Origin of the sequence: Kaistella rhinocerotis (assembly GCF_030243905.1) — a bacterium.
Lineage (GTDB): Bacteria > Bacteroidota > Bacteroidia > Flavobacteriales > Weeksellaceae > Kaistella > Kaistella rhinocerotis.
This window is the reverse complement of the sequence record NZ_JASSYY010000001.1, coordinates 58,288-82,799: the sequence shown is the minus strand read 5'-3', so window position 1 is coordinate 82,799 and position 24,512 is coordinate 58,288. Positions and strand designations below refer to the sequence as shown.

Here is a 24,512-nt window from a genome sequence, read left to right as displayed (position 1 = left end):
TGATTGATTGATTGATTTCAATTAAATTAAAGTCTCCTTGATGAGGATATAGACGCCCATCACCAGGACAAACCAGCCGAACGCGGGCTTCAGTTTCTTGCCGTCGATCTTCGTTGAAAGCCAGCTCCCAATGAGTACGCCGAGTACTGCCAGACCCAGAATCTTTAAGATTAAATTCCACTCAATCATGAAATGTATAACGGAAACACCAAAGCCGAACAGAGAATTTATCGCGATGATGAAAAGTGAAGTTCCGATGGCATTTTTAATGTCGAGTTTCAGCAAACCAACCAATGCCGGAATAATAAGAAAACCGCCACCTGCACCGATAAGACCGGTTACAAAGCCTACCACCGCGCCCTGCAGCACAATTGCCGTGTTTCTTACGGGCTTATTATCAGTTTTAAAACAGTCTTCACCTTTGCATTTTTTGATCATGTTGTAAGACGCGAAAATCATCAGCACTGCAAAAAGCAGAATCAGCATGATGTCTTTGGTCAAGCTGAAATTTGCAAGTGTAAAAACCTCATCCGGAATGGCGGGAACGAAAAAAGTTCGGGTCAGAAATACGGAGATGATCGAAGGAATGCCGAAAATGAGCGCAGTCTTCATATTTACCAAACCTTTTCTGAAATAGGTAAATGAGCCCGCCACACTGGTCATTCCGACGATGAAAAGTGAATAAACCGTTGCTAGCGCCGCGTCTATACGGAAAAGATAGACCAGCACAGGAACGGTGAGTATGCTGCCACCACCGCCGATAAGTCCTAATGAAATGCCGATGGATATTGAAGCGAAGTAACCTATTGTGTCCATAATTCTGTTTGATGCTGCAAAATTGCACCAAGCCAGAACGCTGCACAGTTACTTTGGTTACATAAGGATGATTTTGTTGCGTCCGAGCTGAAGATTACCGTTTTCCTCAAGCTGCTTAAGCAGCCTGGAGACCACTACCCTTGCGGTTCCGAGTTCATTGGCGAGCTGCTCATGTGTGATATTTAAGGTATTGCTACCGGTAAGTTCCACTTTTTTGTGAAGAAGTGAAAGCAGTCTTTCGTCCACTTTCCGGAATGCGATTGCGTTAACAATCTCGAGCAGTTCCTCAAAACGTTTATGGTAAAGCCTGAAGATATAATCAAGCCACTCGGGATGCTCTTTGATGAACAGATGCACTTTCTCCATTGGCAGGAACATGATTTCGGCATCGTCTTCCACTTCCGCTTTCACTTTACTTTTTTCATCGTGCATACCGCCCAGGAAAGACATGATGCAACTTTCGCCGGCCGTGATATAGTAGAGCAGGATTTCGCGGCCGTCTTCTTCGGTTCTCATCACTTTCAGCGTCCCTTTTGTCACAATCGGGATGGCGCGGATTGCAGAATTTTCGTCAAGGATCAGGTCGCCGGCGGTATAAGTTTTCACCACGCTGTGCTCGCGCAGTTTTGAGATGAGTTCGGGTGAAGTCTTAAATTCAATAATCTGTTCAAGTGAATCCATCCAGCAAATTTAATTATAAAAGCGCAGAAGCTTAAGACATTGCTAAGAGCCAATATTCAGAAAAATTTAAAGCCAGCATAGATAAATTTTATATATTTGATTATCAAATGTTTGCTATGCAAGACTGCCTGGAATGTGGCGAAAAGATCATCGGCCGAAGCGATAAGAAATTCTGCAACGACAGCTGCCGAAACGCCTACAACAACAAACACAATAAAGATTCGTCTAACCTGATGCGCAACATCAACAACAAGCTGCGCAAAAACCACCGCATACTTTCTGAGCAGAAATTCACCGAAGGCAAGGCCAAAACCACGCGGAACAAACTCACTTCCGAAGGTTTCGATTTTGAATATTTCACCAGCCTGAAAATCTACAAAAACGGCGCTGAATACCGCTTCGTGTACGACATCGGCTACAAACTACTTGAGGAAGACTGGATATTGCTCGTGCGAAAGGAATGATATATATTTGGGCACAATTTATTTGATGAAAAAAATCTACTTACTTGTCTTTACTTCAATTTCTGTCCTAGTCTTTTCCCAAAAATTAATCTGGCATTCTGAAACATATTTTGATCCTGCAATGTTGCGGAACAATGCCATTTTCTCCGTTGCAACGGATGATGGGGAAAATTTATATGCAGGTGGCACTTACAGTGATAAGATAGGTTTCGCAAGCAGCGATCCCACTACGTACCAGTTGACCGGTACAGCTAATTCTTTTGGTTTTATATATAAATTAAACAAAGACAAAGACTATATATGGTCAAAATCTTTCGACTCTAATCTTTCAAGTAAAGTTTATTCCCTTAATACTGACAATAATGGAGATATAATTGTAACCGGTTACTGTCAATTCCAAAACACATTTGATTTAAATCCGGATCCGCTTCAACAGGACATAGTTACAGCTACCCACTCAGGTCCGTGGACATATGGCGCTTTTGTCGTAAAATTGGACAAAGACGGAGTATATAAATTTGGTAATTTCTATGAAGGAGTACGCGATGGTGCCAAATCCTCCTTAGATTCCGAGAACAATATTATCACCTTCGGAAATTATCTATCATATGGAAACGACAATGTGGATTTCGATAGCGACCCTAACGCAACTTATAACTTACAGGGTACGAATGGAAGCGGTTTCATTTTAAAAAATGATAAAAATGGAAATTTTAAATGGGCAGTGAGCGTGCAGGGACATTACAGCCCGATTATCACCTCTCTTAAAACTGACAGTAATGGTAGTATTGTTTTAAGTGGTAGAAATGAAAATTATTTTCAGTTCGAAAATCTCGCGCCATATCGAGTTCAGAACTCTAACACATACTTACATTATCTGTGCAAAATAGATAAAAACGGAAATTTCAAATGGTTCCAATACTTGCCATCCGGAAGTTTAAACTACAATACTGCAAATAATGATAAGTTAGATATTGATGAACAGAATAATATAGTTCTTATATGCCAAAACGGTATAGAGCAGACTATAGCTTTTAGCAATAAATCAATAAATTTTGAAGCTTTTAATAAAGATGCTGTTATCGTACTGAAAATGGATGAAAACAAAAATTATATCTGGCATTCTTCCATTTATGAAAGTGGTTTCTCACAAGGATCAGTAAATTTTTCACATGGAGGAATAGTAAATGTCATGACGTTTAATTCTGACCGAACGCTGCAGTCAAAGGATCAATTTTCCAAAATCGAATATTTAAAAACACAAAGTACTAGCGAAGCAATATGGCTAAGGTATAATCTCGATGGTAAATTAATTTACAACAAGAGTGGGTTCCCTTATTACAGTGGGAACCATTCACTTATTTTTGATAAAAAAAACGACCACTATTATTATACTGCTGTACCAATGTCGGCTATTGATCTAGATCCAGATCAGGATATTGTGTCAAATGCACCGACGATATACTTTGGTTCAACAGTCCAGAAACTATCAAAATGTTATACAGGAACTCCAGATGGTGATAGCGTAGTCAACTATTGCTCTACGTCGAATGCACGAATAAGCAATTTATACCCTATGACTTCTTACACGACTTGGTACGATTCACCAACTTCAACGATACCACTTTCAAATGATACAATTTTAGAAGATGGTAAGGATTATTATGCTTCTGTTACAGATGCATCATGTGGTATCAATCCTACAAGACTAAAAGTTCGGGCAAATGTCATAGTAACTCCAGATAAGCCCAACATTCAAAACCAGTATTTATGCAATATGGGAACTATGAGACTTCAAGATCTCTTCCCAACAATTAATCCCAATAATCTCCGATTTTCCAATAATGTTAACAGCGACATCCCTCCCCAGACTTTAATTGTCGCTAATTCTACCTATACTGTATATTTTGTAAATTTCAACCAAAATATAGTGTGCAAAGGACTATCCACCACTTTTACCGTGTATTCCACTGCACCAAAACCCATCGTCAGTAACGTCACCGAACTTTGCCCGGCAAAAACTTATAAAATAAAGGACATCCAGATAAATGGGCAGAATATCAAATGGTATGATTCACTGAACAACCTTTTGGATGAGGAAACTATTCTTATCAACGGTAAAAAATATTTTATAACGCAAACAATAAACAGTTGCGAAAGTCAAAAAGCAGAAACAACCATTAAGCTAGAAGACAAAACCGCTCCCATCCCCAATATTGCCGTACTTCCAACAATTACCGGAAACTGCAAAACCGTAATTTCCACCATCCCAACAGCAACTGATGTTTGTATGGGTAATATTATTGGAACAACTTCCGATCCGCTGCAGTATTCGCTTCCGGGAAACTATGTGATTGCCTGGAATTATGACGACGGAAACGGGAATATCTCCACGCAAAACCAGAATGTAATGATCATTAGTGAGCCGTTGCCCATTGCAAATGCAATACAAACCTTTTGCAAAATCGATGTTCCAAAAATTTCCAATCTTCAGATTGCGGGAACATCTATTAAATGGTACGATGCAGCCGGAAACGCTTTAAACACAAACACTCTTTTAACCGACGGTACTAAATATTTTGCGACACAAACTTTGAGTGGCTGCGAAAGCGCAAAATTTGAAATCACCGTTGCGCTCAATGATACCGCGCCTCCAACCGGAAATATTCAACAGGATTTCTGTTCAGCCCAGAATCCTGACCTTTCAAACCTCGCGGTTTCCGGAACTAATGTTAAATGGTATGATTCGCTAGGAAACGTTATTCCCATTTCAACTCCACTGACTGATGGCGAAACGTATTACGCCACACAAACCGTGAGCGGCTGCAAAAGCACGAAGAAACTGGCGGTTAAGGTTTCTGTTGCGAACGGCGGAATTCCAGCAAAGGATCACGCTGAAAGCATTTGCAATGACACGGTTTCAACTTCTAAAATTGTCGATCTTAATGATTTTAAAACAGGATTGAATGCCAATACCGCCGGACTAATTTTCGAATTTTATACCGCTTCAAATCAGCTTATTTTAAATCCTTCGAATGTTACGCTTACGATTGGTTCAAATGAATTCAATGTAAAGATCTCAAATACTTTAGGCTGTTTTGTATCCGTAAAACTTAATTTAACCTTAAACCCAAAACCTGTAGTTAACTTGCCCGCAAATGCGGAATTCTGCAACGGACAATCCGTTACGCTTGATGCCGGCGCGGGATTTTCGTCATATGAATGGACAAAAGACAGTGATTTGAACGTAATCTCAACAAGCCAAACACTTACGGCTGCTGAAATCGGAAAATATACTGTTACTGTCACGAACGCATTTAACTGTAAAAATTCCGCAAGCGTTACGGTGACAAAATCTCCGTTAGCTTCTATTACCAGGGTTCAGATCGTGAACAATACTGCAACCGTACAAATGTCGGAAACCGGCGACTTCCTATATTCTCTGGATAACAGGACGTGGCAAATTTCAAATATATTTTCAAATCTTTCAAATGGAAATCATACCGTTTATGTAAAAACAAGCGGTGGCTGCGTGATCGGCCAGATGGATTTTACGATTTTCAATGTAAGCAACAGTTTCAGTCCGAACGGCGACGGTAAAAACGACACTTGGAAAATTGGAGGTCTCGAAAATTATCCCAATTCTGAGATCACGGTTTTAGACCGTTGGGGAAATGCGGTTCTATATAAAGTGTCAACAGGCAGTTTCGAATGGGACGGAAAATTAAATTCACGCCCGCTTCCCACCGGAAATTACTGGTACCAGATTAAAGTTTCCGACGGCCGAATTCTCAACGGCTGGCTGCTGATTAAAAACAGAAATTAGATACGAAAATCATTTTGAGAGTGCCAAACTATTTAATATTTTTGTACCGCAATTCGGGATGTAGCGCAGCCCGGTAGCGTACTTGCATGGGGTGCAAGGGGTCGCTGGTTCGAATCCAGTCATCCCGACAAACAGTAAAAGAGCAGTGATTCACTGCTCTTTTTGTATTTATTTCAATCTAATTTTCTTCAGCTTCGTCAATCAACCGAATTTTATCTTCAAAAATCTCGATTTTTTTATCGCGGTAAAGTCCACCGATTGCTTTCTTGAAATTTTTCTTGCTCATCTGAAGTTCGTCTTTGATTTCTTCAGGCTCAGATTTATCCGAAAGATAAAGCAAACCATAATTTTGTTTAAGTTTCTGCAAGATGATCTGCTGGAACTCATCGATATTCTCATAACCTTGCGGCTGCAGCGACACATCGATTTTTCCGTCCTCGCGAATGGTTTTTATATAACCGGTTTCCTCCGAAAGCGGGAACAGTTTTTTGTAAACGTCGGAAGCATACACCAGCCCGATGTATTTTTTATTAATGACGACATTCCAACCCAGTTCGCTTTCACCCATGATGATCAGACTCACCTTATCCCCTACTCGAAAAGGTAGATCTTCGTAAGTCGGGTTGCGTTTGAACGTTGTTGTACCGGTTATCAGGCCTAAAATTTCGTCCACAAAAACATGAACAAGATATCGCCTTCCTTCAATGATCTTTTGCTTCTGCTGCTTGTACGGCACAAATAGATCTTTGATGATTCCCCAATCCATAAATGCGCCGCTCGGAAGGCTCTGCACGCAGGACATCACCGCAAATTCGCCCACTTCGGCATTTGGTTTTTCGGTCGTAGCTTTCAGTTTATCATCATCCTGATACACAAATACCTCCATTTCATCGCCAATTTCGGCACTTTCAGAAGCGAAAATTTTCGGAAGAAAGGCCCGTTCGCCGTTTTCGTCTTCAAGAAAAAGTCCGGAGTAGTTTTTTTCTGCGATTTTTAGAATTTGAGTTTTGCCTGGGATCATAAAGGAATGTAATATAGATGCGCAAAGGTATGAAATCTAAAGGAACAGAAATTGTAGAATCACGGCATGCCTTCCTCCGTCATCCGAAAATATTTTTACAAACCTGAGCTCGAAATCCTGCGCATCATCTATGTTTCTGGCGCAATTTACGATTATTTGGATGTGCCGCAGGAAGTTTTCGATGAGTTCCGGGCGGCTTTTTCGAAAGGAACTTATCTGAATAAAAAGATTAAACCCTTTTTCAAATACGCGAAAGTTTCTGATGCTTAAATAAAATTTTGTGCGTGCGAAACAGGCCAGCAGTCGTCAGAAACGGTTCCGCAACCTCCAGAAATGGCAAAACAACATTGCGGAACAATTTCCGTAATTGTATATTCAAATAATGCATTTGTTTTTAAAATATTTGATAGTAAAACAGGATTTGAGTTATTAAATCATCAAAACAAATACTCTATATTTTTTCTAAACTATGATTGTCATTAAAGTTACTGCCTCCTCATAATGGTAAGATCAAGTACAAAAAAAGAGAAGCCGAAACTTCTCTTTATTTTTTGCCTATACGACAGCCAAATCTGTCCCTACTTGGCTCCTTTCACTTTTTACTTTGTTCTTACATATGCAACGCAATCTTACCCGTTGCGTCCAGCGCCGCTTCCTTAATAGCTTCTGCGAATGTTGGGTGTGCGTGAGACATGCGCGAGATATCTTCCGCTGAAGCGCGGAACTCCATTGCTGTAACCGCAGCAGCGATCATATCCGCTGCTCTTGCGCCAATCATGTGAACGCCTAAAACCTCATCGGTTTTTTCGTCTGCAATGATTTTGATGAAACCATCGATATCACCTGAGGCACGGCTTCTGCCAAGCGCTCTCATAGGGAAATTACCGACTTTTATTGCAACACCTTCTTCTTTCAGTTGCTCTTCGGTTTTACCCACGGCCGCAACTTCCGGCCATGTATAAACCACGCCTGGAATTAGGTTGTAATTGATGTGCGGTTTTTGTCCGGCAAGCTGCTCAGCTACCAAAACGCCTTCTTCAGAAGCTTTGTGCGCCAGCATTGCGCCGGCTACTACATCCCCTATCGCATAGATATTTGAAACATTGGTTTGAAGATGTGCATTTGTCTTCACTCTGCCTCTCTCATCAAGGTCCACACCTGCTTTTTCAAGCCCAAGACCTTCTGTATAAGGTTTTCTTCCAACAGAAACCAAAACATAATCACCTTCTACAACTAATTCAGCACCTTTTTTGTCCTTTGCGGTAACTTTCACCGAATCTCCGTTTCTTTCAACAGCCTGAACTGCGGTTGAAAGCATGAATTTGATACCCTGCTTTCTCAGAACTTTATTAAGCTCTTTTGATAGTGCACCGTCCATCGTTGGGATGATTTTATCCATAAACTCAACCACGGTAACCTCTGAACCAAGTCTTTTATACACAGAACCAAGTTCCAATCCAATCACTCCACCTCCGATCACAACAAGATGTTTCGGAATTTCTTTAAGCTCCAATGCTTCGGTTGAGGTGATCACACGCTCTTTATCCAGGCTGATGAAGGGCAACGAACTTGGTTTCGAGCCGGTTGCGATAATGATATATTTTGAATCGATGATTTCCGATGAACCGTCCTTTTTAGTTACTTTAACCTGCGTAGAAGATTCAAAACTACCTACACCTTCAAAAACGGTGATCTTATTTTTGTCCATCAGGAACTGGATTCCTTTGGTCGTTTGGTCCACCACTTCGTTCTTACGCGCGATCATACGGGCAAGGTCGGCTTTCGGCTCATCGATGATGATACCGTGGCTGGCAAAATTATGTTTGGCATTCTCGAAATGTTCCGAACTGTCCAGCAAAGCTTTTGACGGGATACAGCCCACGTTCAGACAGGTACCGCCCATCGTTGGATATTTCTCAATAATTGCGGTCTTCAAACCCAGTTGCGCACAGCGTATTGCAGCAACATATCCTCCAGGTCCTGAACCGATAACGGTAACATCGAATTGACTCATTGTTATTTTTATTTGTATTTAAACGTTAGCTTTAAGTGTCGCGAATTTACGAAAATTTTGCCTTTGGCTTTAGCCTTTAGTACTTTAAATATATTTAATGACAGGCCGCAAAACACCAGACTTTTAGAACAACATTGAAGTGCTGTATTTAATTAAAATTCGGTACGCCCATTTCTTTAAACTTAATTTTTAAATACATTTGTTGAAATAAATCTTCCCGCATGCAAAATATTTTCGATGCCTCCACTGCGCAGGATTACATCGCGAGAATCAACAAACTTACACCGGAAAGCAGCCCAAATTGGGGCCAGATGACCGTAGATCAAATGTTGGCGCACCTTAACGTGGCTTATGAGCTGGCATTCGAACCTCAAAAGTTTAAGAAAATGGGCGGCATCGCGAAGTTTATCATGAAGAATTTTGTAAAAGCGAAGGTCATGGGTGAAAAATCATACCCTCAAAATGGTCCTACCAGCCCACTTTTTAAAATTGCCGGCATAAAAGATTTCGAGGCTGAAAAGAAAAGACTCATCGGTTACATCCAAAAAACACAGCAACTGGGCCGGGATGCGTTTGACGGTAAAGAAAACCATTCATTTGGCAAACTTACCGCGCAGGAATGGAATAATATGTTCGCCAAACATTTAAACCATCATCTTCAGCAATTTGGCGTTTAAAAAGTACAACCCTAAAAAACTACAACCTATGTTAAGAAAAATTGCAGCCGTTATCGCAGGCATCATTGTCACTGCAGTAGTACTGGGAATTGTACAGTGGCTCGGTCGGCAGGCCTACCCGCCGCCAATGGGCGCTGATCTCAACGATACAGAATCTTTGAAAAAATATGTGGAGACCGCGCCGTTCATGGCGTTGTTCTTCGTCATTTTATCCTACGCCGCCGGCGCGTTCTGCGGTGGCTTCACAGCAACTAAAATTGCGCGCGACAGCAGTCGTGCACCCGCATTTATCATCGGTGCGCTCTTCGCACTTATTTCAATCTACATGATGCTTACGCTGCCCACACCATTTTGGTTCTGGGTTCTGGGCCTTGCGTCCTGGGGGCTCGTAATGGCCGGCCGATCGTTGGCACGAAGCACCACTTCACTTCAAAAAAACTAAAAAAATGGCACAGATTAACGCCTATTTGACATTCGACGGTAACTGCGAAGATGCATTTATATTCTACAAATCCGTTTTTGGCGGTGAGTTCGGCCAATTTTCACGCTTCGGCGATATGCCGGCGCAGGACGGTCAGCAGATGCCGGAAGAACTCAGAAACAGAATCATGCACGTCTCGCTTCCAATTTCGCTGGAAACCGTTTTGATGGGTTCTGACACCAATGCGGACCCGAACGGCGATTTTACACCAGGAAACAATTTTTCGCTTTCCATAAACACAGATTCGCGCGAAGAAGCAGAGCGCATTTTCTACGGGCTGGCCGAAGGTGGCAACATTACAATGCCGCTCGCTGACACCTTTTGGGGCGCGTACTTCGGCATGTGGACGGATAAATTCGGCATCAGGTGGATGGTCAATTATGACGAACCCGCAACTTCGCAACACAATTAAATTTCGATTGAGGAGCTACCAAATTTTAGCTTCTTCTGAAAAGCATACCCGCTTTCCGCTATATCCCGCCTCGGCGGCGAGGCCGCTTCAATCGGGGCTAAAAGTTAGGGACGAGCACCTTTCCCCAGGATTAATTTAGAATAACAAAAGCCGGAAAATTTCCGGCTTTGCTTTTCATATTTTAAAGACATTCTTAAACGGCAGGATTCTCTAAAACCACCGCATATCCCTGCCCTACACCCACACACATCGTGGCTAAAGCATAGCGCTTTCCGGTTTTGGAAAGCTCCAGCGCTGCCGAATAAGTGATACGCGTACCACTCATACCAAGCGGATGACCCAATGCAATGGCGCCACCATTCACATTTACACGTGGATCATCGTCGGCAATTCCAAGTTCCATCAGGCAGGCGATACTTTGCGCAGCAAAAGCTTCGTTCAGTTCGATGATATCAATCTCGTCCAAAGTCAGCCCTGCGCGTTTCAGCGCAAGTTTGCTCGCTTCCACCGGCCCGATTCCCATGATGCCGGGTTTAGTTCCGGTCACTGCAGATGCGACAATTTTAGCCAGGGGCTTTAAGGAATATTTATTTATTGCTTCACCAGACGCGACAATCACTGCGGCCGCACCGTCATTCAAACCCGAAGCATTACCCGCCGTCACCGTACCGTTTTCTCTTAAAAACGCGCCCCGCAGATTACCTAAAATTTCCATATTCGACGCCGGTTTCAGAAACTCATCTTTTTCAAAAAAGACCGTTTCTTTTCGGCCTTTCGGGACCGCCACCGCGGATATTTCTTCCGCCAACCTTCCTTTATTCTGTGCTTCTGCAGCTTTCAGCTGAGAGTTCAGCGCGAAAGCATCCTGTCTTTCTCGGCTTATTTCGTATTTCTGGGCAAGGTTTTCAGCCGTTTTACCCATGGCTTCGGTGCCGTACATATCTTCCATCTTAGGATTGATAAAACGCCAGCCAAAACTTGAGTCGTACATTTTCTGGTCAGTCGCAAAAGCGTTTTCTGCTTTTGAAATCACGTAAGGCGCCCGCGACATTCCTTCCACACCACCAGCAATGAAAAGGTCACCTTCACCGGATTTTATAGCTCTCGCGGCGTGCACTATCGCACTCATGCCTGAGGCGCAAAGGCGGTTTACAGTTTCACCTGGAACGTTCACCGGTAGGCCAGCAAGCAACAAAGCCATTCTGGCAACATTTCGGTTGTCTTCACCTGCCTGGTTTGCGCAACCGATGATGACGTCATCCACTTTATCAAAAGGAAAATCCGGGTTTTTATCGATCAGATTTTTGATGACATTTGCTATGAGGTCATCCGTGCGGAGGTGAGAAAGGCTTCCTTTAAAATTTCCGATGGCCGAGCGTGTGCCGGATATGATATATGCGTCTTCCATTATTAAATTTAAGTTTGTCGCGTAAAATTAAAATAAAAAGGCTTCCGCGGGAAGCCTTTCATTAAAAGTTATTTGAGGAAATCGAGCAGTGGCTGGATAAAACGGCCAAAAACTTCGATATGCGGCGAATGCCCTACATTTTGAAGCTCTACAAGCTTTGAACCTTTAATTCTTTGATGTGTTTGCCTGCCGAGATTCTGATACTGGCCCATCAAGGGCTGAATTTCTTTAGGCGCATTATTTTTTCCGATCGCCGTTCTGTCGCGGGTTCCGATTATAAGAAGGGTCGGGCTGGTAATTTTTTCAAAATCCTGCACTACAGGCTGCGTATAGATCATATCGGTTGTGAGCGCCGCATTCCATGCTGTTATTGGAAAATCTTTGTGGATTGTCCAGCCCGCAAGTAAATTCAGCCACTTGTCATATTCCGGCTTCCATTTGCCGTCATAGTAATATTTTAGCTGATAATCCCTGTAAGACCCGTAAGTGTTTTTGAGCTCGGAAGTATAAAGTTTGTCGATGTTTTGATAAGGAGAAAAATCCCTATAGTCTTCGAGTCCGATCGGATTCACAAGCACCAATTTATCAATATTCTCCGGATACATCACAGCCATTTTGGTGGCGAGCATTCCGCCCATCGAGTGTCCCAAAAGCGCAAACCGGTCAATTTTCAGCGAGTCAAGGATTGATTTCGTGTTTTCAGCTAACTGTTGGAAGCTGTATTGAAACTGAAGCGGTTTCGAAGACTTTCCAAAGCCAATCTGATCGGGCATGATCACGCGGAAACCTTCCTGCTGCAGGCGGATCGCGGTTTCTTCAAAGTAGTAGCCGTTAAAATTCTTACCGTGGAGCAGCACGATGGTTTTTCCGTTTGGTTTGGCAGGGAACACATCCATATAGGCCATTTTAAGTTTTTGCTGTTGATTTACAATACGCTTAAAATGAACCGAAAACGGATATTGTACCGTCGAAAGCTCAGCATCAAGTGGCTGAAGTTTACTAACGTCCTGCGCATAGACAGTTACATAAAAAAGAAGCGCAAGAAGCGTAAAAAATTTAAAATTCTGAATTTTCATATCCCACCAATTTACGAAAATCTATCGAGGCCCAAACGCTCTTCGTTTTAAAAGGAAGATGACGCTGCTGACCGCAATTATAAGTGCTGCCACAAGTGCTGCAGCATAAACGGTATAATTTATATCCTGATTTGAGACGGCGATTGCCACCAATGCCCAAACCGCGACCAACGCGAAAGCCAAAGCTCTTTTTTGCCAGGTCATGAATAGGTGAACAGCGACCGCAACTGTGATCATTATGACCGTCCATGCCTCTTCTGACAATCCGAAACCTTCCCAACCAATCTTCTGTAGCCACGACGCGGCCGCGGCGATCAATGCTACGCTGAGCCAACCTGCATAGATCTGGAACGGGATATTGATAAACCATTTTTCGGCACTTCCGCGGTAATATTTTAAAGCCTCAAGAACAATTACCATTAATGAAATGAATGCTGCGGCGAGTACAAGTACCGAAAGCCCCGTGTAGCCAAAAAGCCAGGTGACAATCCAGAGACAATTGGCGATACAGGAAACCACAAACCACCAGCCCATTCGGGTCACGAAGGTCTCACCTCCATTTTTTTCAGGTTTGAAGAGGCTTCTTCCGGTGTAGATCACGAACGCGAACAGTAAAATATAGATCAGGCCCCAAATTGAAAATGCATAGCCCGCGGGCGTGAACAGATTGTGGTATTCATCGGAAACATTGCCGATGGTTTTTCCGTTGAAAACCCCAGTATTACTTAAATAATTAAATAAAATGGTGAAAACTAACGCAATACCGTTAGCAATTTGTAATGTTCTGGTCATAGTGCTGGAATTTAACCATCACTGAAGTAAAAATCATTCCAAATATTATCGGTATTTGTCCCACCAGCGCGGATAAACACGCGTATCGTCCTGCCACATTACTTTCCCGCCTATTTCAGGGGTGATGATGCGTAGTTTTTCGGTGTTAAGTTCCATGATTTTATCTAATGGCTCCGTCCACGGGTGAGAAGCCAATGCAAATTTGGAATTATGGACAGGGATCATGCGTTTCGCGTTGAGATCTTTCATCGCCTGAATATTTTCACCGGGGAGGAAGTGGATATATCGCCAATCGCGGTTGTATTGACCGTTTTCCAGGATTGCGAGATCAAAAATTCCGTACTTCAGGCCAATTTTTTTAAAGTGATCGTCATAGCCACTGTCGCCACCGATGTAAATTCTTTGGGAGGGAGACTCTAACACAAAACTTGCCCAAATTGCCTTGTCGCGCCGCAGACCGCGCCCGGAAAAATGCCGCGCAGCTTCACAATAGATTTTGAAACCATTTTGCAAATCGGCACTTTCACCCCAATCGAGCTCGGTCAGTATGTTCTTTTCATAACCCCAACTTTCCAGGTGTTCCCCGGTTCCGAGACCTGTGATGACGTGCTTTACTTTCGGTTTCAGTTCTTTTACCGTTTCAAAATCGAGATGATCCCAATGATCGTGCGTGATAATCAGGTAATCAAGCTCGGTGATATCCGCTGCTGAATAAATGTCGCTGCCCGCAAATGCTTTTGTAGTAAATGAAACCGGCGAAGCGTTGCCGCTGAAAACAGGATCTACAAGAATTTTCTTACCGTGAAGCTGGATGTAATAAGACGAATGACCCATCCAGATAAAGACATTCTCATCGGGGCGAAGTGTATTCAGGTCGGTCTTTTTGAATTTGAATGGTTTGGACGGACGCGTATTTTCTTTTTTGCCAAACAAAAGCCGAAACATCACTTCCGGCATCGACGTATCTTCTGCAAACTGTGGTGTTTTATTAAGATTATCAAACCGGCCGTTTTGGTAATGAGGGGATTTCAAGATTCTTGCCAAACGTGCTCCCGAAGGGTGTTTTCCAAACTGAGACTGCGCGAGGAACAGTAAAGTGCCGGCCGTAAGCAGCATAAGGACGGCAATTATAAATACAATCATCTTCGGAAATCTCATTTTTGTTTAAAATAAAAAAAGCGGTTGCAAAATGCGGGCAAATTTACTTTAAAATAAGATACTGAATAAAGTCAGTTACAGATTGCACGAAATGTTCACATATTTTGACTAATTTTAATAGACTTAAAAAACCAATATTATGCACGATAATATAGTTGTAAAACAAAAAATGGAGGCTCCGGTAGACAAGGTGTGGGCCGCGCTTACTGACAAAGAGCAGATGAAGGAATGGTATTTCGACATTCCTGATTTTGAACTGACTGAGCACGGCGAATTTAATTTTTTCGAGCCTGGTGAAGGGAAGAAATTTCATCACCACGGCGAAATCCTGGAAGTGATTCCGAACGAAAAACTGAAACACACGTGGAGTTATCCGGAATTTTCTAAAGAAAAAACCATCGTTAAATGGCGTCTGGAGCAAGATGGGGACGGAACTCTCGTCACGCTGATGCATAAAGGCCTTGAAAACTTAAACCATCTTGGCAGTGATTTTCGCCGCGAAAGTTTTGAGGAAGGCTGGAACGAAATTGTAGGTACGGACCTGAAAGAATTTGTGGAGAAAAAGTAAGCGGATATTTCCGCTTTTTTCCAAAGTGACAACTCTCAAAAGGTGAAGTTTCCGTGTTTGTAGCCCCGATGGAGCGGCCTGTTTGAGCTCTCCCGCTACCTGAAAAGGTGGCAGGAAGCGAGTAGCGACAGCGGGTACCCTTTGCGGAAACTGCGGAAAATGTGTTGCTCTTTAAAATTTAGATTCGCGGTGCGGCATCGCGCGCCTGAACTTTCTTGAAGGTGTATGCGCTCATCATGATACTGAATTCATACAGCAAAAGCAGTGGCAATGCAGCCATCATCATACTCAGCACATCCGCCGGCGTGATGATTGCGGCCACCACCATGATCAAAACAATAGCGTGGCGACGGTAAGTACGCATGAAAACAGGGGTGAGGATGCCGATTGACGTGAGGAAATACACGATGACCGGAAAGAGAAAAACGACGCCCATCCCGAGCACGACCTGCAGGAAAAGTGCTGTATAATCACTCAGGTCAAATAACTGCGTGATTGATTCGGAAATACTGAAGAGTAAACCAAAGTTAATGGCGAAAGGCAGGATCAGAAAATAGCCGCAGAGAATACCGACCAAAAACAATATCCACACAAAATTGATCAGGAAAACCGAATTTTTTCTTTCATTCGGGTGCAGCGCCGGCGAAATGAAACGCCACAATTCCCAGATTATGTAAGGGAATGCCGCGACGAGACCGCCAAAAATAGACACAGACATCATTACATTGAATTGCTGAAAGAGCTTTTTCTGCTGAACCGCAAAATGGTCAGGCAAAATTATGCTGTCATGGCCTAAAAGTTCGCGCGAGAAGTGATTCACGACCCGAAAAGTAAAGAAATCGTTGCGCGTGGGCCCAAAGAAAATGTGATCCATGATCCAGTTCACGTTCATACCAACGATTATTGCACCCAAGACAATCGCGATGAGCGAGCGGATGATGTGGCCGCGCAGTTCGCCGATATGGCCCCAGAATGACATTTCTTTCTTTACGCTCACGGAAAAATTATTTTTGAGATGATTTCATTTAATACAGCTGCTGAAAAGCGCTGCGAAATTACTGAATTATCTGCGAAATCAGATGTTGCACGGGAAGAGGTTTTTGGCAGAGAGTTACGCAATACCTTCATCTAAAAGTCTGTGGATATCGATGATGCCGTAATATTTTCCGTGTTCGGTAACAATCAGCTGGCCGATATTGTTGCTTTTCAGGATCTGCATCGCTTCTTTTGCGAGCGCGTTTTTGTCCACCGCTTTCGGATTTTTACTCATGATGTCTCCCGCACGTACTTTTGAAAGATTCTGCTGACTCAGCAACATCCTGCGAAGATCACCGTCTGTGATTACGCCTAAAATTTCATCATGCTCAGCCACGACGGTAACCCCATGCGTGGAGCTGCTGATGGAGATTATTATTTCCCGAATGCCGGCATCGGCTGCGACCTGAGGTTTTTGGATGGATAAAAACTGCTCCACTGTAGCCGTAAGATTTTTCCCAAGTGCACCACCGGGATGAAACTTTGCGAAATCGCTTTCTTTAAAGCCGTTGATTTCCATCAGACACACCGCAAGCGCGTCTCCGAGCGCCATCTGAACTGTAGTGGAACTTGTAGGAGCGAGTTTTATGGGACACGCTTCTTTTTCCACGGAAGTATCCAACACCACATCTGAGGCTTCTGCTAGTTTAGAATTTAAATTTCCGGTCATCCCGATCAATGCTGAGGAATACTGTTTCAGAAAAGTCAGTAGGTTTACGATCTCCGGTGAGTTGCCTGAATTCGATATACAAAGCACCACATCATTTTTCTGGATGACGCCTAAATCACCGTGCAGCGCTTCGGATGCATGCAGAAACTGCGCAGGTGTACCGGTAGAATTCAGTGTCGCTACTATTTTGTTGGCGACATGTGCCGATTTTCCGATGCCCACGATGATGAGTTTGCCATTGCTCCCGTTGATTGTTTCAATGGCTCTAAGGAAGCTGTCTCCCAGTCGGTCTTTTAGACTTTGAAGTTCGGTAATTTCGATCTCAAGGGCTTTACGGGCAACATTTAGAATAGACTCGTCGTTCATATTTAAAATTTAAAATCAGGTGCCGCGGGAAACTTAATTTTCGCTGCCGGGCACCGATTTTTTTTATTCTGATTATTATTTTTTAACTTTGAGTAATATGCAAATTTAGCAAACTAATTCATTCCCTCTGTCAATGATGAAAAGGAGAATTAAAAATGAAAAAATGCATAAAATACCTTGAGACTAATGAAAAACAATACCGCCGATATACAGCAAGAACTTAAGAAGTATTTCGGTTTTTCAACCTTCAAAGGACAGCAGCAGGAAATCATCAAGAGTCTTCTCGAAGGCAACGACATATTTGTATTGATGCCAACCGGCGGCGGAAAATCGCTCTGCTATCAACTGCCGGCACTTATTTCGGAAGGAACTGCGATTGTGGTTTCGCCTTTGATCGCTCTGATGAAAAATCAGGTTGACGCCGTGAATGGGCTTTCTTCAGACGAAGGCGTGGCGCACGTGCTAAATTCGTCACTTAATAAAACCCAGATCAAGCAGGTTTTTGACGACATTCGTCGTGGAAGGACGAAGCTACTTTATGTGGCGCCGGAATCATTAATAAAAGAAGATTACCTGGAGTTTTTGCGCGAAGTGAAAATTTCGTTTGTCGCGATAGACGAAGCACACTGCATCTCGGAATGGGGACATGATTTCCGTCCGGAATACCGGAATCTAAAACTCATCATAGACAAAATTGCCGATGTACCTGTGATTGCGCTTACAGCTACCGCGACACCAAAAGTACAGGATGACATCCAGAAAACACTAGGCATGACGAACGCGCTGGTGTTCAAGGAAAGTTTTAACCGCCCAAACCTGTTTTATGAAGTACGACCTAAAGTAGATATTGACCGCGAGATCGTAAAATTCATCAACCGCTACAAAGGAAAATCCGGAATTGTGTACTGTCTTAGCCGCCGCAAAGTGGAGGAACTTGCGCAACTCTTACAGGTCAACGGTATCAATGCACTACCCTACCACGCCGGTCTGGACCAAAAGACACGCGTGCTGAACCAGGATAAGTTTCTGATGGAAGAAGCCGACGTCATTGTGGCCACAATAGCCTTCGGAATGGGTATCGACAAACCTGATGTGCGTTTTGTGATTCATTATGACATCCCAAAATCGCTTGAAAGCTATTATCAGGAAACCGGACGCGCAGGCCGCGATGGTGGTGAAGGGTACTGTCTGGCGTTTTATGACCCGAAAGATATTGAAAAACTCGAGAAATTCCTGGCTCAAAAACCCGTTTCGGAACGGGAAATCGGCCTACAGCTTCTGAATGAAGTGGTAGGTTACGCCGAAACTTCGATGAGCAGACGGCAGTACATCCTCTATTATTTCGGCGAACAGTTCGATCCGGTGAACGGTGCGGGCGCGCAGATGTGTGATAATTTCGCGAATCCCCCGGTTCTGAAGGATGCTACAAAAGAATTGAAACAGGTTTTGAACCTTGTGAAAGACCTGGAAGAAAAATTTAAAACTAAAGATCTGATCTCTGTCATTGCAGGCAAAGAAAACTCCGTGACAAAATCTTATAAGCTTGAATTGCGGAAAGAGTTCGGTTTTGGCAAGGAACACGCGGAGAATTTCTGGAAAACGATCATCCGTCAGGCTACGGTACAAAATTATCTGCAAAAGGACATTGAAACTTATGGTGTCTTAAAAATCACAGAAAAAGGTCAGAAAATAATTAACGGAAAAGATAAAACACCGTTCCTGATTGCCGAAGACCGCCAGTACGACCTCGCACAGACAAAAGCAGATTCTGAACAGTCTCAGCAGGGCAGCAGCATGGATGAAGTGCTTTTTTCCAATTTAAAGGAATTACGGGCAAGCGTCGGGAAGAAACACGGCGTTCCACCATACACTGTTTTCATGGATCCAAGTTTGGAGGACATGACGGTTCAATACCCTACTACTATTGAGGAAATGGCGAAAATATATGGTGTTGGCGAAGGCAAGGCGAAACGTTATGGAAAGGAATTCGTAGAGTACATAAGGAAGTACGTGGAAGAAAACGGCATCGAACGTAATGAAGATATGGTGATCAAGCAGGTGGCTAACAAATCTTCGCATAAAGTTTTCATCATACAAAGCACGGACAAGAAAATCGACCTGGAAGACATAGCAAAAGCAAAAAACCTTTCGATGGAAGATTTGCTGAAAGAAATGGAACGTATTGTTTATCAGGGTACTAAACTTAATATTGATTATTACATCGACGAGAATTTCGACGAAGACATTGTAGAAGGCTTCATGGAATTCATGAGTGAAAGCGAAAGTGACAGTATGAAGGTTCTACTGGCAGAATTTGGCGACGATCTAAGTGACGAGGAGGTAAGAATGCTTAGGATTAAATTTATTTCGGATGTAGCTAACTGATTCGTTTAACACAAAATAGCACAAAGATGGAAAACAACATGGAAACTTTAAAAACAGAAATCGCTGACTGGCTAAAATCACTTGAAGACGAATCTGTATTGCTGGAGATTTTAAGGATTAAAAACCGGATGGAAGTTCCGCAGGTGGCCGAAGAAACGACTGCGTATCCTGTAAAAGATGATTTTGATGAAAGGAAAAAGCAGTGGTAAATTAAAACACTCCGGCCATCATTATATAAAATACAAAGCCAACCAGCGCACGACCTGGTATTCTTTTACCGGAAAGCCGACCGCGTCCCCGTTAATCACATTCTCAACAACCATTCGCAGGAATATCCTGAACTTTTGTAGCTGCACGCAACACATTCTGAAAGTTTCTGCATAAACTTCATGAGCAAAACCTCAATAATTTTCATCCTTCCCGACCTTGAAACCGGCGGCGCTGAGCGCGTAATTACCACGATCGCGAATCATCTTCCGCGCGAACTCTTTGAACCAAAAATCCTGCTTATGAGGAGAGCAGGTGGCTATCTGAAACATTTGAAGGAAGACGTGGAAATCATCGACATCAAAACACAGAAAATGCGGTTTGCCTTAAAACCCATTCTGCTTGAAATCAGACGCCGGAAACCGGACATCGTATTTTCCGGATATGGTGAAATAAACGCATACATCTCCCTGTTCATCCCGCTTTTTCCGAAAACTAAATTTATTGCGCGCGAAACAAACGTAGTTTCGGAACACGTAAAACGTCCGGAAATCCGGTTCTTTTACCGCTTTTATAATAATTTTCACCGCATCATTGCACAAAGCGATGATATGAAAACTGACCTCATCGAAAATTTAAGGATTGACGAGCATAAAATCGTCAAAATAAATAATCCGGTCGATTTTGATTTCATTAGAAGCCAAACGGAAAATGCGAAGAAATGCGAAAGTTTTAAACCCGATTTTAAAAATGTGGTGGCAATAGGCAATCTTTCTGCTAGAAAGGGTTTTGATAATTTGCTGAAAGTATTTTCACACCTTAAAAACGAAAAAATTCTATTGCATATCGTAGGAAATGGTCGCGATTATGCGTTGCTCCAGCACTTGAGGAGGCACCATGGCTTAGAAAATATCATTTTCCATGGGCAGCATGAAAACCCTTACCGCTTTCTACTGTTCGCGGATCTTTTCGTGCTGTCTTCACGCTACGAAGGTTTTCCGAATGTACTTCTTGAAGCGGGCGCATGCGGCACCTACGCGTTGGCAAATAACTGTCCGGGTGGGATTTCGGAAATTATCGAGCATCAAATCAACGGGGAAATACTTGACATCAACCAGGCTGAAATTTTTGCAGGACGAATCCGGGAACTTGTAAATGCGGAATTTGACCGCGATTCAATCAGACACTCAATCGCCACACGGTTTTCAAAAGAATTTATCATGTTTAAATACGAAAATCTGATAACTAGTTTAATTAAATAGAACAAGTCGGTTTTCATTTTTGTAAACTTTTTAATCTTTTTGAAAAATTAATTAATTCGTTATCAATGATATAACAATTAAAGTTTGTAAACTTTTTGCCTTGTGGAAATAATGTTCTATTTTTATTTAATTAATAAAGATAGATTTATGGATACACTGGAACTCGAGCACAAAGGCACAATTTATAGTTACGTGGATGCGTATGAATCAACATTACAGTACTTTAACGGCGATGATTTAGCTGCAAAAGTTTGGGTCAGCAAGTATGCGCTGAAAGATTCCGACGGCAACATTTACGAACGCACACCGGATGATATGCACCGAAGAATTGCGTCAGAGATCGCAAGAATTGAAGCCAATTATCCCAATGCTTTACCTGAAAATGAAGTTTTTGACCTGATTAAAAATTTTAAATACATCATACCGCAAGGAAGCCCGATGACCGGAATCGGAAACGATTTCCAGATTGCTTCACTGTCCAACTGTTTCGTAATCGGCAGCGGCACACAAAGCGACTCTTACGGCAGCATCATGAAAATTGATCAGGAGCAGGTGCAACTGATGAAAAGACGCGGCGGTGTGGGCCACGACCTGTCTCACATCCGTCCGAAAGGTTCCGCAGTGAAAAATTCGGCGCTCACTTCTACGGGCTTGGTGCCATTCATGGAAAGATATTCTAACTCCACACGCGAAGTAGCCCAGGATGGCCGACGCGGCGCACTGATGCTTTCGGTTTCGATTAATCACCCCGATTCTGAAGATTTCGTGAATGCTAAACTTGAGCAGGGAAAGATTACGGGCGCCAATATTTCTGTGAGGATTGATGATGAGTTCATGAACGCGGTGGTAGCCAAGGAAAATTACATTCAGAAATACCCAATACACAGCCAAAATCCGAAGTTCGAAAAGGAAGTGAAAGCGACCGAGCTTTGGGATAAGATCATCCACAACGCCTGGAAATCTGCGGAACCCGGGATTCTTTTCTGGGACACGATCATCCGAGAGTCTTTGCCGGATTGCTATGCAGATCTGGGTTACGAAACGGTTTCCACGAATCCATGTGGTGAAATTCCGCTTTGCCCGTATGATTCGTGCAGACTTCTTGCGGTGAACCTGTTCTCGTATGTAGAAAATCCGTTTACCAAAAAAGCAAAATTCAATTTCGAACTTTTCAAAAAGCACGTCGGTTATGCACAAAGGATGATGGACGATATCATCGATCTTGAGATTGAAAAAATTGATGCGATTTTAGAAAAAATCGAGTCAGATCCGGAAGGCGACGAGATTAAGGCAACCGAAAGAAATCTTTGGATCAGCATCCGCAAAAAGACGATCGAAGGCCGCCGAACAGGTGTTGGGATTACCGCAGAAGGTGATATGCTGGCGGCTTTGAACATACAATACGGCAGCAAAGAAGGGAACGAATTTTCAACTTTAGTCCATAAGACATTGGCGCTGGCAGCCTACCGTTCGTCCGTTGAAATGGCAAGAGAACGCGGCGCATTCGCGATTTATGATGAGAAACGCGAGAAAAACAATCCTTTTGTTCAAAGAATTAAAGATGCAGATCCGGAATTGTTTGAAGACCTTCAAAAATTCGGCAGAAGGAATATCGCGTTGCTTACTATTGCGCCTACGGGCAGCACTTCGCTGATGTCTCAAACGACTTCCGGCATTGAACCGGTTTTCCTGCCAGTGTATAAACGCCGCCGCAAAGTGAATCCGAACGACCAGGAAGTTCGCGTAGATTTCGTAGATGAAGTGGGTGATCACTGGGAAGAATACATCGTTTTTCACCACCGTTTCAAGCAGTGGATGGAGGTGAACGGTATCGATACCGAACGCAATTATACCCAGGAAGAAATCAACAAAATCATCGAGCAGTCGCCGTATTATAAGGCTACTTCGAATGACGTTGATTGGCTCAGCAAGGTGGAAATGCAGGGTGCAATCCAAAAATGGGTAGATCATTCTATTTCCGTAACGATCAACATCCCGAATGATGCAACAGAAGAACTGGTGAATCAGCTTTACATCAAGGCTTGGGAAGTGGGCTGCAAAGGCGTGACAGTTTACCGCGACGGTTCGCGTTCCGGCGTTTTGATTTCGAACGACGAAAAGAAAGAAGAATCTCCGGCCAGCACTGCATTTCCGAAAAAAAGACCTCAGATCCTGGAAACCGACATTGTGCGTTTCCAAAACAATAAAGACAAATGGATTGCCTTCATCGGTCTGATCGATAAAAAACCGTACGAAATCTTCACCGGACTGGCCGATGATGAAGAAGGTATCGCGCTGCCACGCTGGGTAAATGACGGGGTCATCATTAAAAACCGCGACGAAAACGGCAAATCACGCTACGATTTCCAGTTTAAGAATCTTCGTGGCTATAAAACTACAATTGAAGGGCTTTCGCATAAGTTTAATCCTGAATTCTGGAATTACGCCAAACTGATTTCGGGCACCTTGAGACACGGAATGCCGATTGAAAACGTAGTGGAACTGATCAACCGTCTCGAACTCGATTCCGAATCGATCAATAACTGGAAAGCTGGTGTAGCACGCGCCCTGAAGCGGTATATCGCCGACGGTACTGAGGCTGCCGGAAAATGCTCCAACTGCAGCTCCGACCAGGTGGTTTATCAGGAAGGTTGCCTGATTTGCAAAAACTGTGGCTCGAGCAAGTGCGGCTAAAACCAATCCAGAAAGCATATTTAAATAAAATCAAAATCCGTTTCCTCAGTGGAGGCGGATTTTTTTTATCGGAACATACAGCTTTAGGTTAATCAGCGGAATGTTTAAGGCCGCAGGCTAAACGATTACGTCCGCGACGTATATTTTTACGTCAGGAACCTAAACATTTACGTCCTTTACCTAAAACTTTAGCTTCATAACCTAAACCATTGCGCCTTTAACCTAAATGATTATGTCTTTAACCTAAATGATTACGTTTTAAAGCTAAATGTTTAGCACATCAAGCTAAAACTTTCACTGGTGAGCCTAAAATTTTAGCTTAGTCATTCAAACATTGGGCTCGGGACCGAATTGATCATTTTCAATAGGTTGTTTTGATGATTTTAAATTTTATTTTTAAAATTAAATCTCATTGCAAGTTGTGTTAAAACAGCATCGACGGCGTGAGGCGCGGATTTTGAAGCGCTTTTGATTAGTTCAACTGAAATATACCAACAAC

Annotated in this window: 21 protein-coding genes and 1 tRNA gene; 12 read left to right on the top strand and 10 right to left on the bottom strand. The window is 43.0% G+C overall.

Annotated features, from left to right (window positions below; translation table 11 throughout):
* Positions 1 to 21: 21 nt before the first annotated feature.
* Both QEP06_RS00360 and QEP06_RS00355 read right to left on the bottom strand, forming a co-directional pair.
* Positions 22 to 816 (bottom strand): sulfite exporter TauE/SafE family protein, encoded by a 795-nt coding sequence (locus tag QEP06_RS00360; RefSeq protein ID WP_285268589.1) that lies wholly within the window; start codon positions 814 to 816, stop codon positions 22 to 24.
* A 57-nt stretch (positions 817 to 873) separates the two neighbouring features.
* Complete coding sequence (locus tag QEP06_RS00355; RefSeq protein ID WP_285268588.1) at positions 874 to 1,497, bottom strand: Crp/Fnr family transcriptional regulator; 624 nt, start codon at positions 1,495 to 1,497, stop codon at positions 874 to 876.
* Positions 1,498 to 1,613: 116 nt separating this feature from the next.
* Here QEP06_RS00355 and QEP06_RS00350 point away from each other — a divergent pair, with 116 nt between their 5' ends.
* From QEP06_RS00350 to QEP06_RS00340, 3 genes are all read left to right on the top strand, one after another.
* Positions 1,614 to 1,961 carry a hypothetical protein gene (locus QEP06_RS00350; protein WP_285268587.1) on the top strand — a complete coding sequence of 116 codons (348 nt, stop codon included), beginning with the start codon at positions 1,614 to 1,616 and terminating at the stop codon, positions 1,959 to 1,961.
* 25 nt (positions 1,962 to 1,986) lie between these two features.
* Positions 1,987 to 5,787, top strand: a complete 3,801-nt coding sequence (locus tag QEP06_RS00345; RefSeq protein WP_285268586.1) for a T9SS type B sorting domain-containing protein — start codon at positions 1,987 to 1,989, stop codon at positions 5,785 to 5,787.
* Between the two features lie 54 nt (positions 5,788 to 5,841).
* Positions 5,842 to 5,915: transfer RNA gene (locus tag QEP06_RS00340), tRNA-Pro, on the top strand.
* A gap of 50 nt (positions 5,916 to 5,965) precedes the next feature.
* On the opposite strand, the gene QEP06_RS00335 is transcribed toward QEP06_RS00340, so the two are convergent.
* The gene (locus QEP06_RS00335; RefSeq protein ID WP_285268585.1) at positions 5,966 to 6,808 is read right to left on the bottom strand and encodes a CvfB family protein; all 843 of its coding nucleotides are present in this window, start codon (positions 6,806 to 6,808) and stop codon (positions 5,966 to 5,968) included.
* A gap of 66 nt (positions 6,809 to 6,874) precedes the next feature.
* Here QEP06_RS00335 and QEP06_RS00330 point away from each other — a divergent pair, with 66 nt between their 5' ends.
* The gene (locus QEP06_RS00330; protein ID WP_285268584.1) at positions 6,875 to 7,078 is read left to right on the top strand and encodes a KTSC domain-containing protein; all 204 of its coding nucleotides are present in this window, start codon (positions 6,875 to 6,877) and stop codon (positions 7,076 to 7,078) included.
* Between the two features lie 340 nt (positions 7,079 to 7,418).
* Here QEP06_RS00330 and lpdA read toward each other — a convergent pair whose 3' ends face one another.
* A complete protein-coding gene (gene lpdA, locus QEP06_RS00325) occupies positions 7,419 to 8,822 on the bottom strand; it encodes a dihydrolipoyl dehydrogenase (RefSeq protein ID WP_285268583.1) in 1,404 nt (467 codons plus the stop codon).
* Positions 8,823 to 9,043: 221 nt separating this feature from the next.
* On the opposite strand from lpdA, the gene QEP06_RS00320 reads away from it, so the two are divergent.
* The 3 genes from QEP06_RS00320 to QEP06_RS00310 are packed head-to-tail and all read left to right on the top strand — an operon-like array spanning position 9,044 to position 10,392.
* Positions 9,044 to 9,499, top strand: a complete 456-nt coding sequence (locus QEP06_RS00320; protein ID WP_285268582.1) for a DUF1569 domain-containing protein — start codon at positions 9,044 to 9,046, stop codon at positions 9,497 to 9,499.
* Positions 9,500 to 9,527: 28 nt separating this feature from the next.
* Complete coding sequence (locus QEP06_RS00315; protein WP_285268581.1) at positions 9,528 to 9,941, top strand: hypothetical protein; 414 nt, start codon at positions 9,528 to 9,530, stop codon at positions 9,939 to 9,941.
* Between the two features lie 4 nt (positions 9,942 to 9,945).
* Positions 9,946 to 10,392, top strand: a complete 447-nt coding sequence (locus QEP06_RS00310; RefSeq protein WP_285268580.1) for a VOC family protein — start codon at positions 9,946 to 9,948, stop codon at positions 10,390 to 10,392.
* A gap of 193 nt (positions 10,393 to 10,585) precedes the next feature.
* Here QEP06_RS00310 and QEP06_RS00305 read toward each other — a convergent pair whose 3' ends face one another.
* From QEP06_RS00305 to QEP06_RS00290, 4 genes are all read right to left on the bottom strand, one after another.
* Complete coding sequence (locus QEP06_RS00305; protein WP_285268579.1) at positions 10,586 to 11,800, bottom strand: acetyl-CoA C-acyltransferase; 1,215 nt, start codon at positions 11,798 to 11,800, stop codon at positions 10,586 to 10,588.
* A gap of 68 nt (positions 11,801 to 11,868) precedes the next feature.
* Complete coding sequence (locus tag QEP06_RS00300; RefSeq protein ID WP_285268578.1) at positions 11,869 to 12,876, bottom strand: alpha/beta fold hydrolase; 1,008 nt, start codon at positions 12,874 to 12,876, stop codon at positions 11,869 to 11,871.
* A 21-nt stretch (positions 12,877 to 12,897) separates the two neighbouring features.
* Positions 12,898 to 13,668: a tryptophan-rich sensory protein gene (locus tag QEP06_RS00295; protein WP_251833649.1), complete on the bottom strand. Its 771-nt coding sequence runs from the start codon at positions 13,666 to 13,668 to the stop codon at positions 12,898 to 12,900.
* Positions 13,669 to 13,713: 45 nt separating this feature from the next.
* Complete coding sequence (locus tag QEP06_RS00290) at positions 13,714 to 14,811, bottom strand: MBL fold metallo-hydrolase (RefSeq protein WP_285268577.1); 1,098 nt, start codon at positions 14,809 to 14,811, stop codon at positions 13,714 to 13,716.
* 154 nt (positions 14,812 to 14,965) lie between these two features.
* Between QEP06_RS00290 and QEP06_RS00285 the strand changes: the two genes are divergently transcribed.
* Positions 14,966 to 15,394, top strand: coding sequence for an SRPBCC family protein (locus tag QEP06_RS00285; protein ID WP_285268576.1), 429 nt, complete (start codon positions 14,966 to 14,968; stop codon positions 15,392 to 15,394).
* 178 nt (positions 15,395 to 15,572) lie between these two features.
* Here QEP06_RS00285 and tatC read toward each other — a convergent pair whose 3' ends face one another.
* Positions 15,573 to 16,391: a twin-arginine translocase subunit TatC gene (gene tatC, locus QEP06_RS00280; RefSeq protein WP_285268575.1), complete on the bottom strand. Its 819-nt coding sequence runs from the start codon at positions 16,389 to 16,391 to the stop codon at positions 15,573 to 15,575.
* Between the two features lie 114 nt (positions 16,392 to 16,505).
* Positions 16,506 to 17,465, bottom strand: a complete 960-nt coding sequence (locus tag QEP06_RS00275) for a KpsF/GutQ family sugar-phosphate isomerase (protein WP_285268574.1) — start codon at positions 17,463 to 17,465, stop codon at positions 16,506 to 16,508.
* A gap of 186 nt (positions 17,466 to 17,651) precedes the next feature.
* Here QEP06_RS00275 and recQ point away from each other — a divergent pair, with 186 nt between their 5' ends.
* The 4 genes from recQ (at position 17,652) to QEP06_RS00255 (ending at position 24,013) form a co-directional block, all read left to right on the top strand.
* A complete protein-coding gene (gene recQ / locus QEP06_RS00270; protein WP_285268573.1) occupies positions 17,652 to 19,850 on the top strand; it encodes a DNA helicase RecQ in 2,199 nt (732 codons plus the stop codon).
* Between the two features lie 26 nt (positions 19,851 to 19,876).
* Entirely contained in the window at positions 19,877 to 20,059 is a 183-nt protein-coding gene (locus tag QEP06_RS00265; protein WP_285268572.1) for a hypothetical protein, read from the top strand.
* 180 nt (positions 20,060 to 20,239) lie between these two features.
* Positions 20,240 to 21,319, top strand: a complete 1,080-nt coding sequence (locus QEP06_RS00260; protein WP_285268571.1) for a glycosyltransferase — start codon at positions 20,240 to 20,242, stop codon at positions 21,317 to 21,319.
* Positions 21,320 to 21,466: 147 nt separating this feature from the next.
* Positions 21,467 to 24,013 (top strand): adenosylcobalamin-dependent ribonucleoside-diphosphate reductase, encoded by a 2,547-nt coding sequence (locus QEP06_RS00255; protein ID WP_285268570.1) that lies wholly within the window; start codon positions 21,467 to 21,469, stop codon positions 24,011 to 24,013.
* Positions 24,014 to 24,512 lie beyond the last annotated feature (499 nt).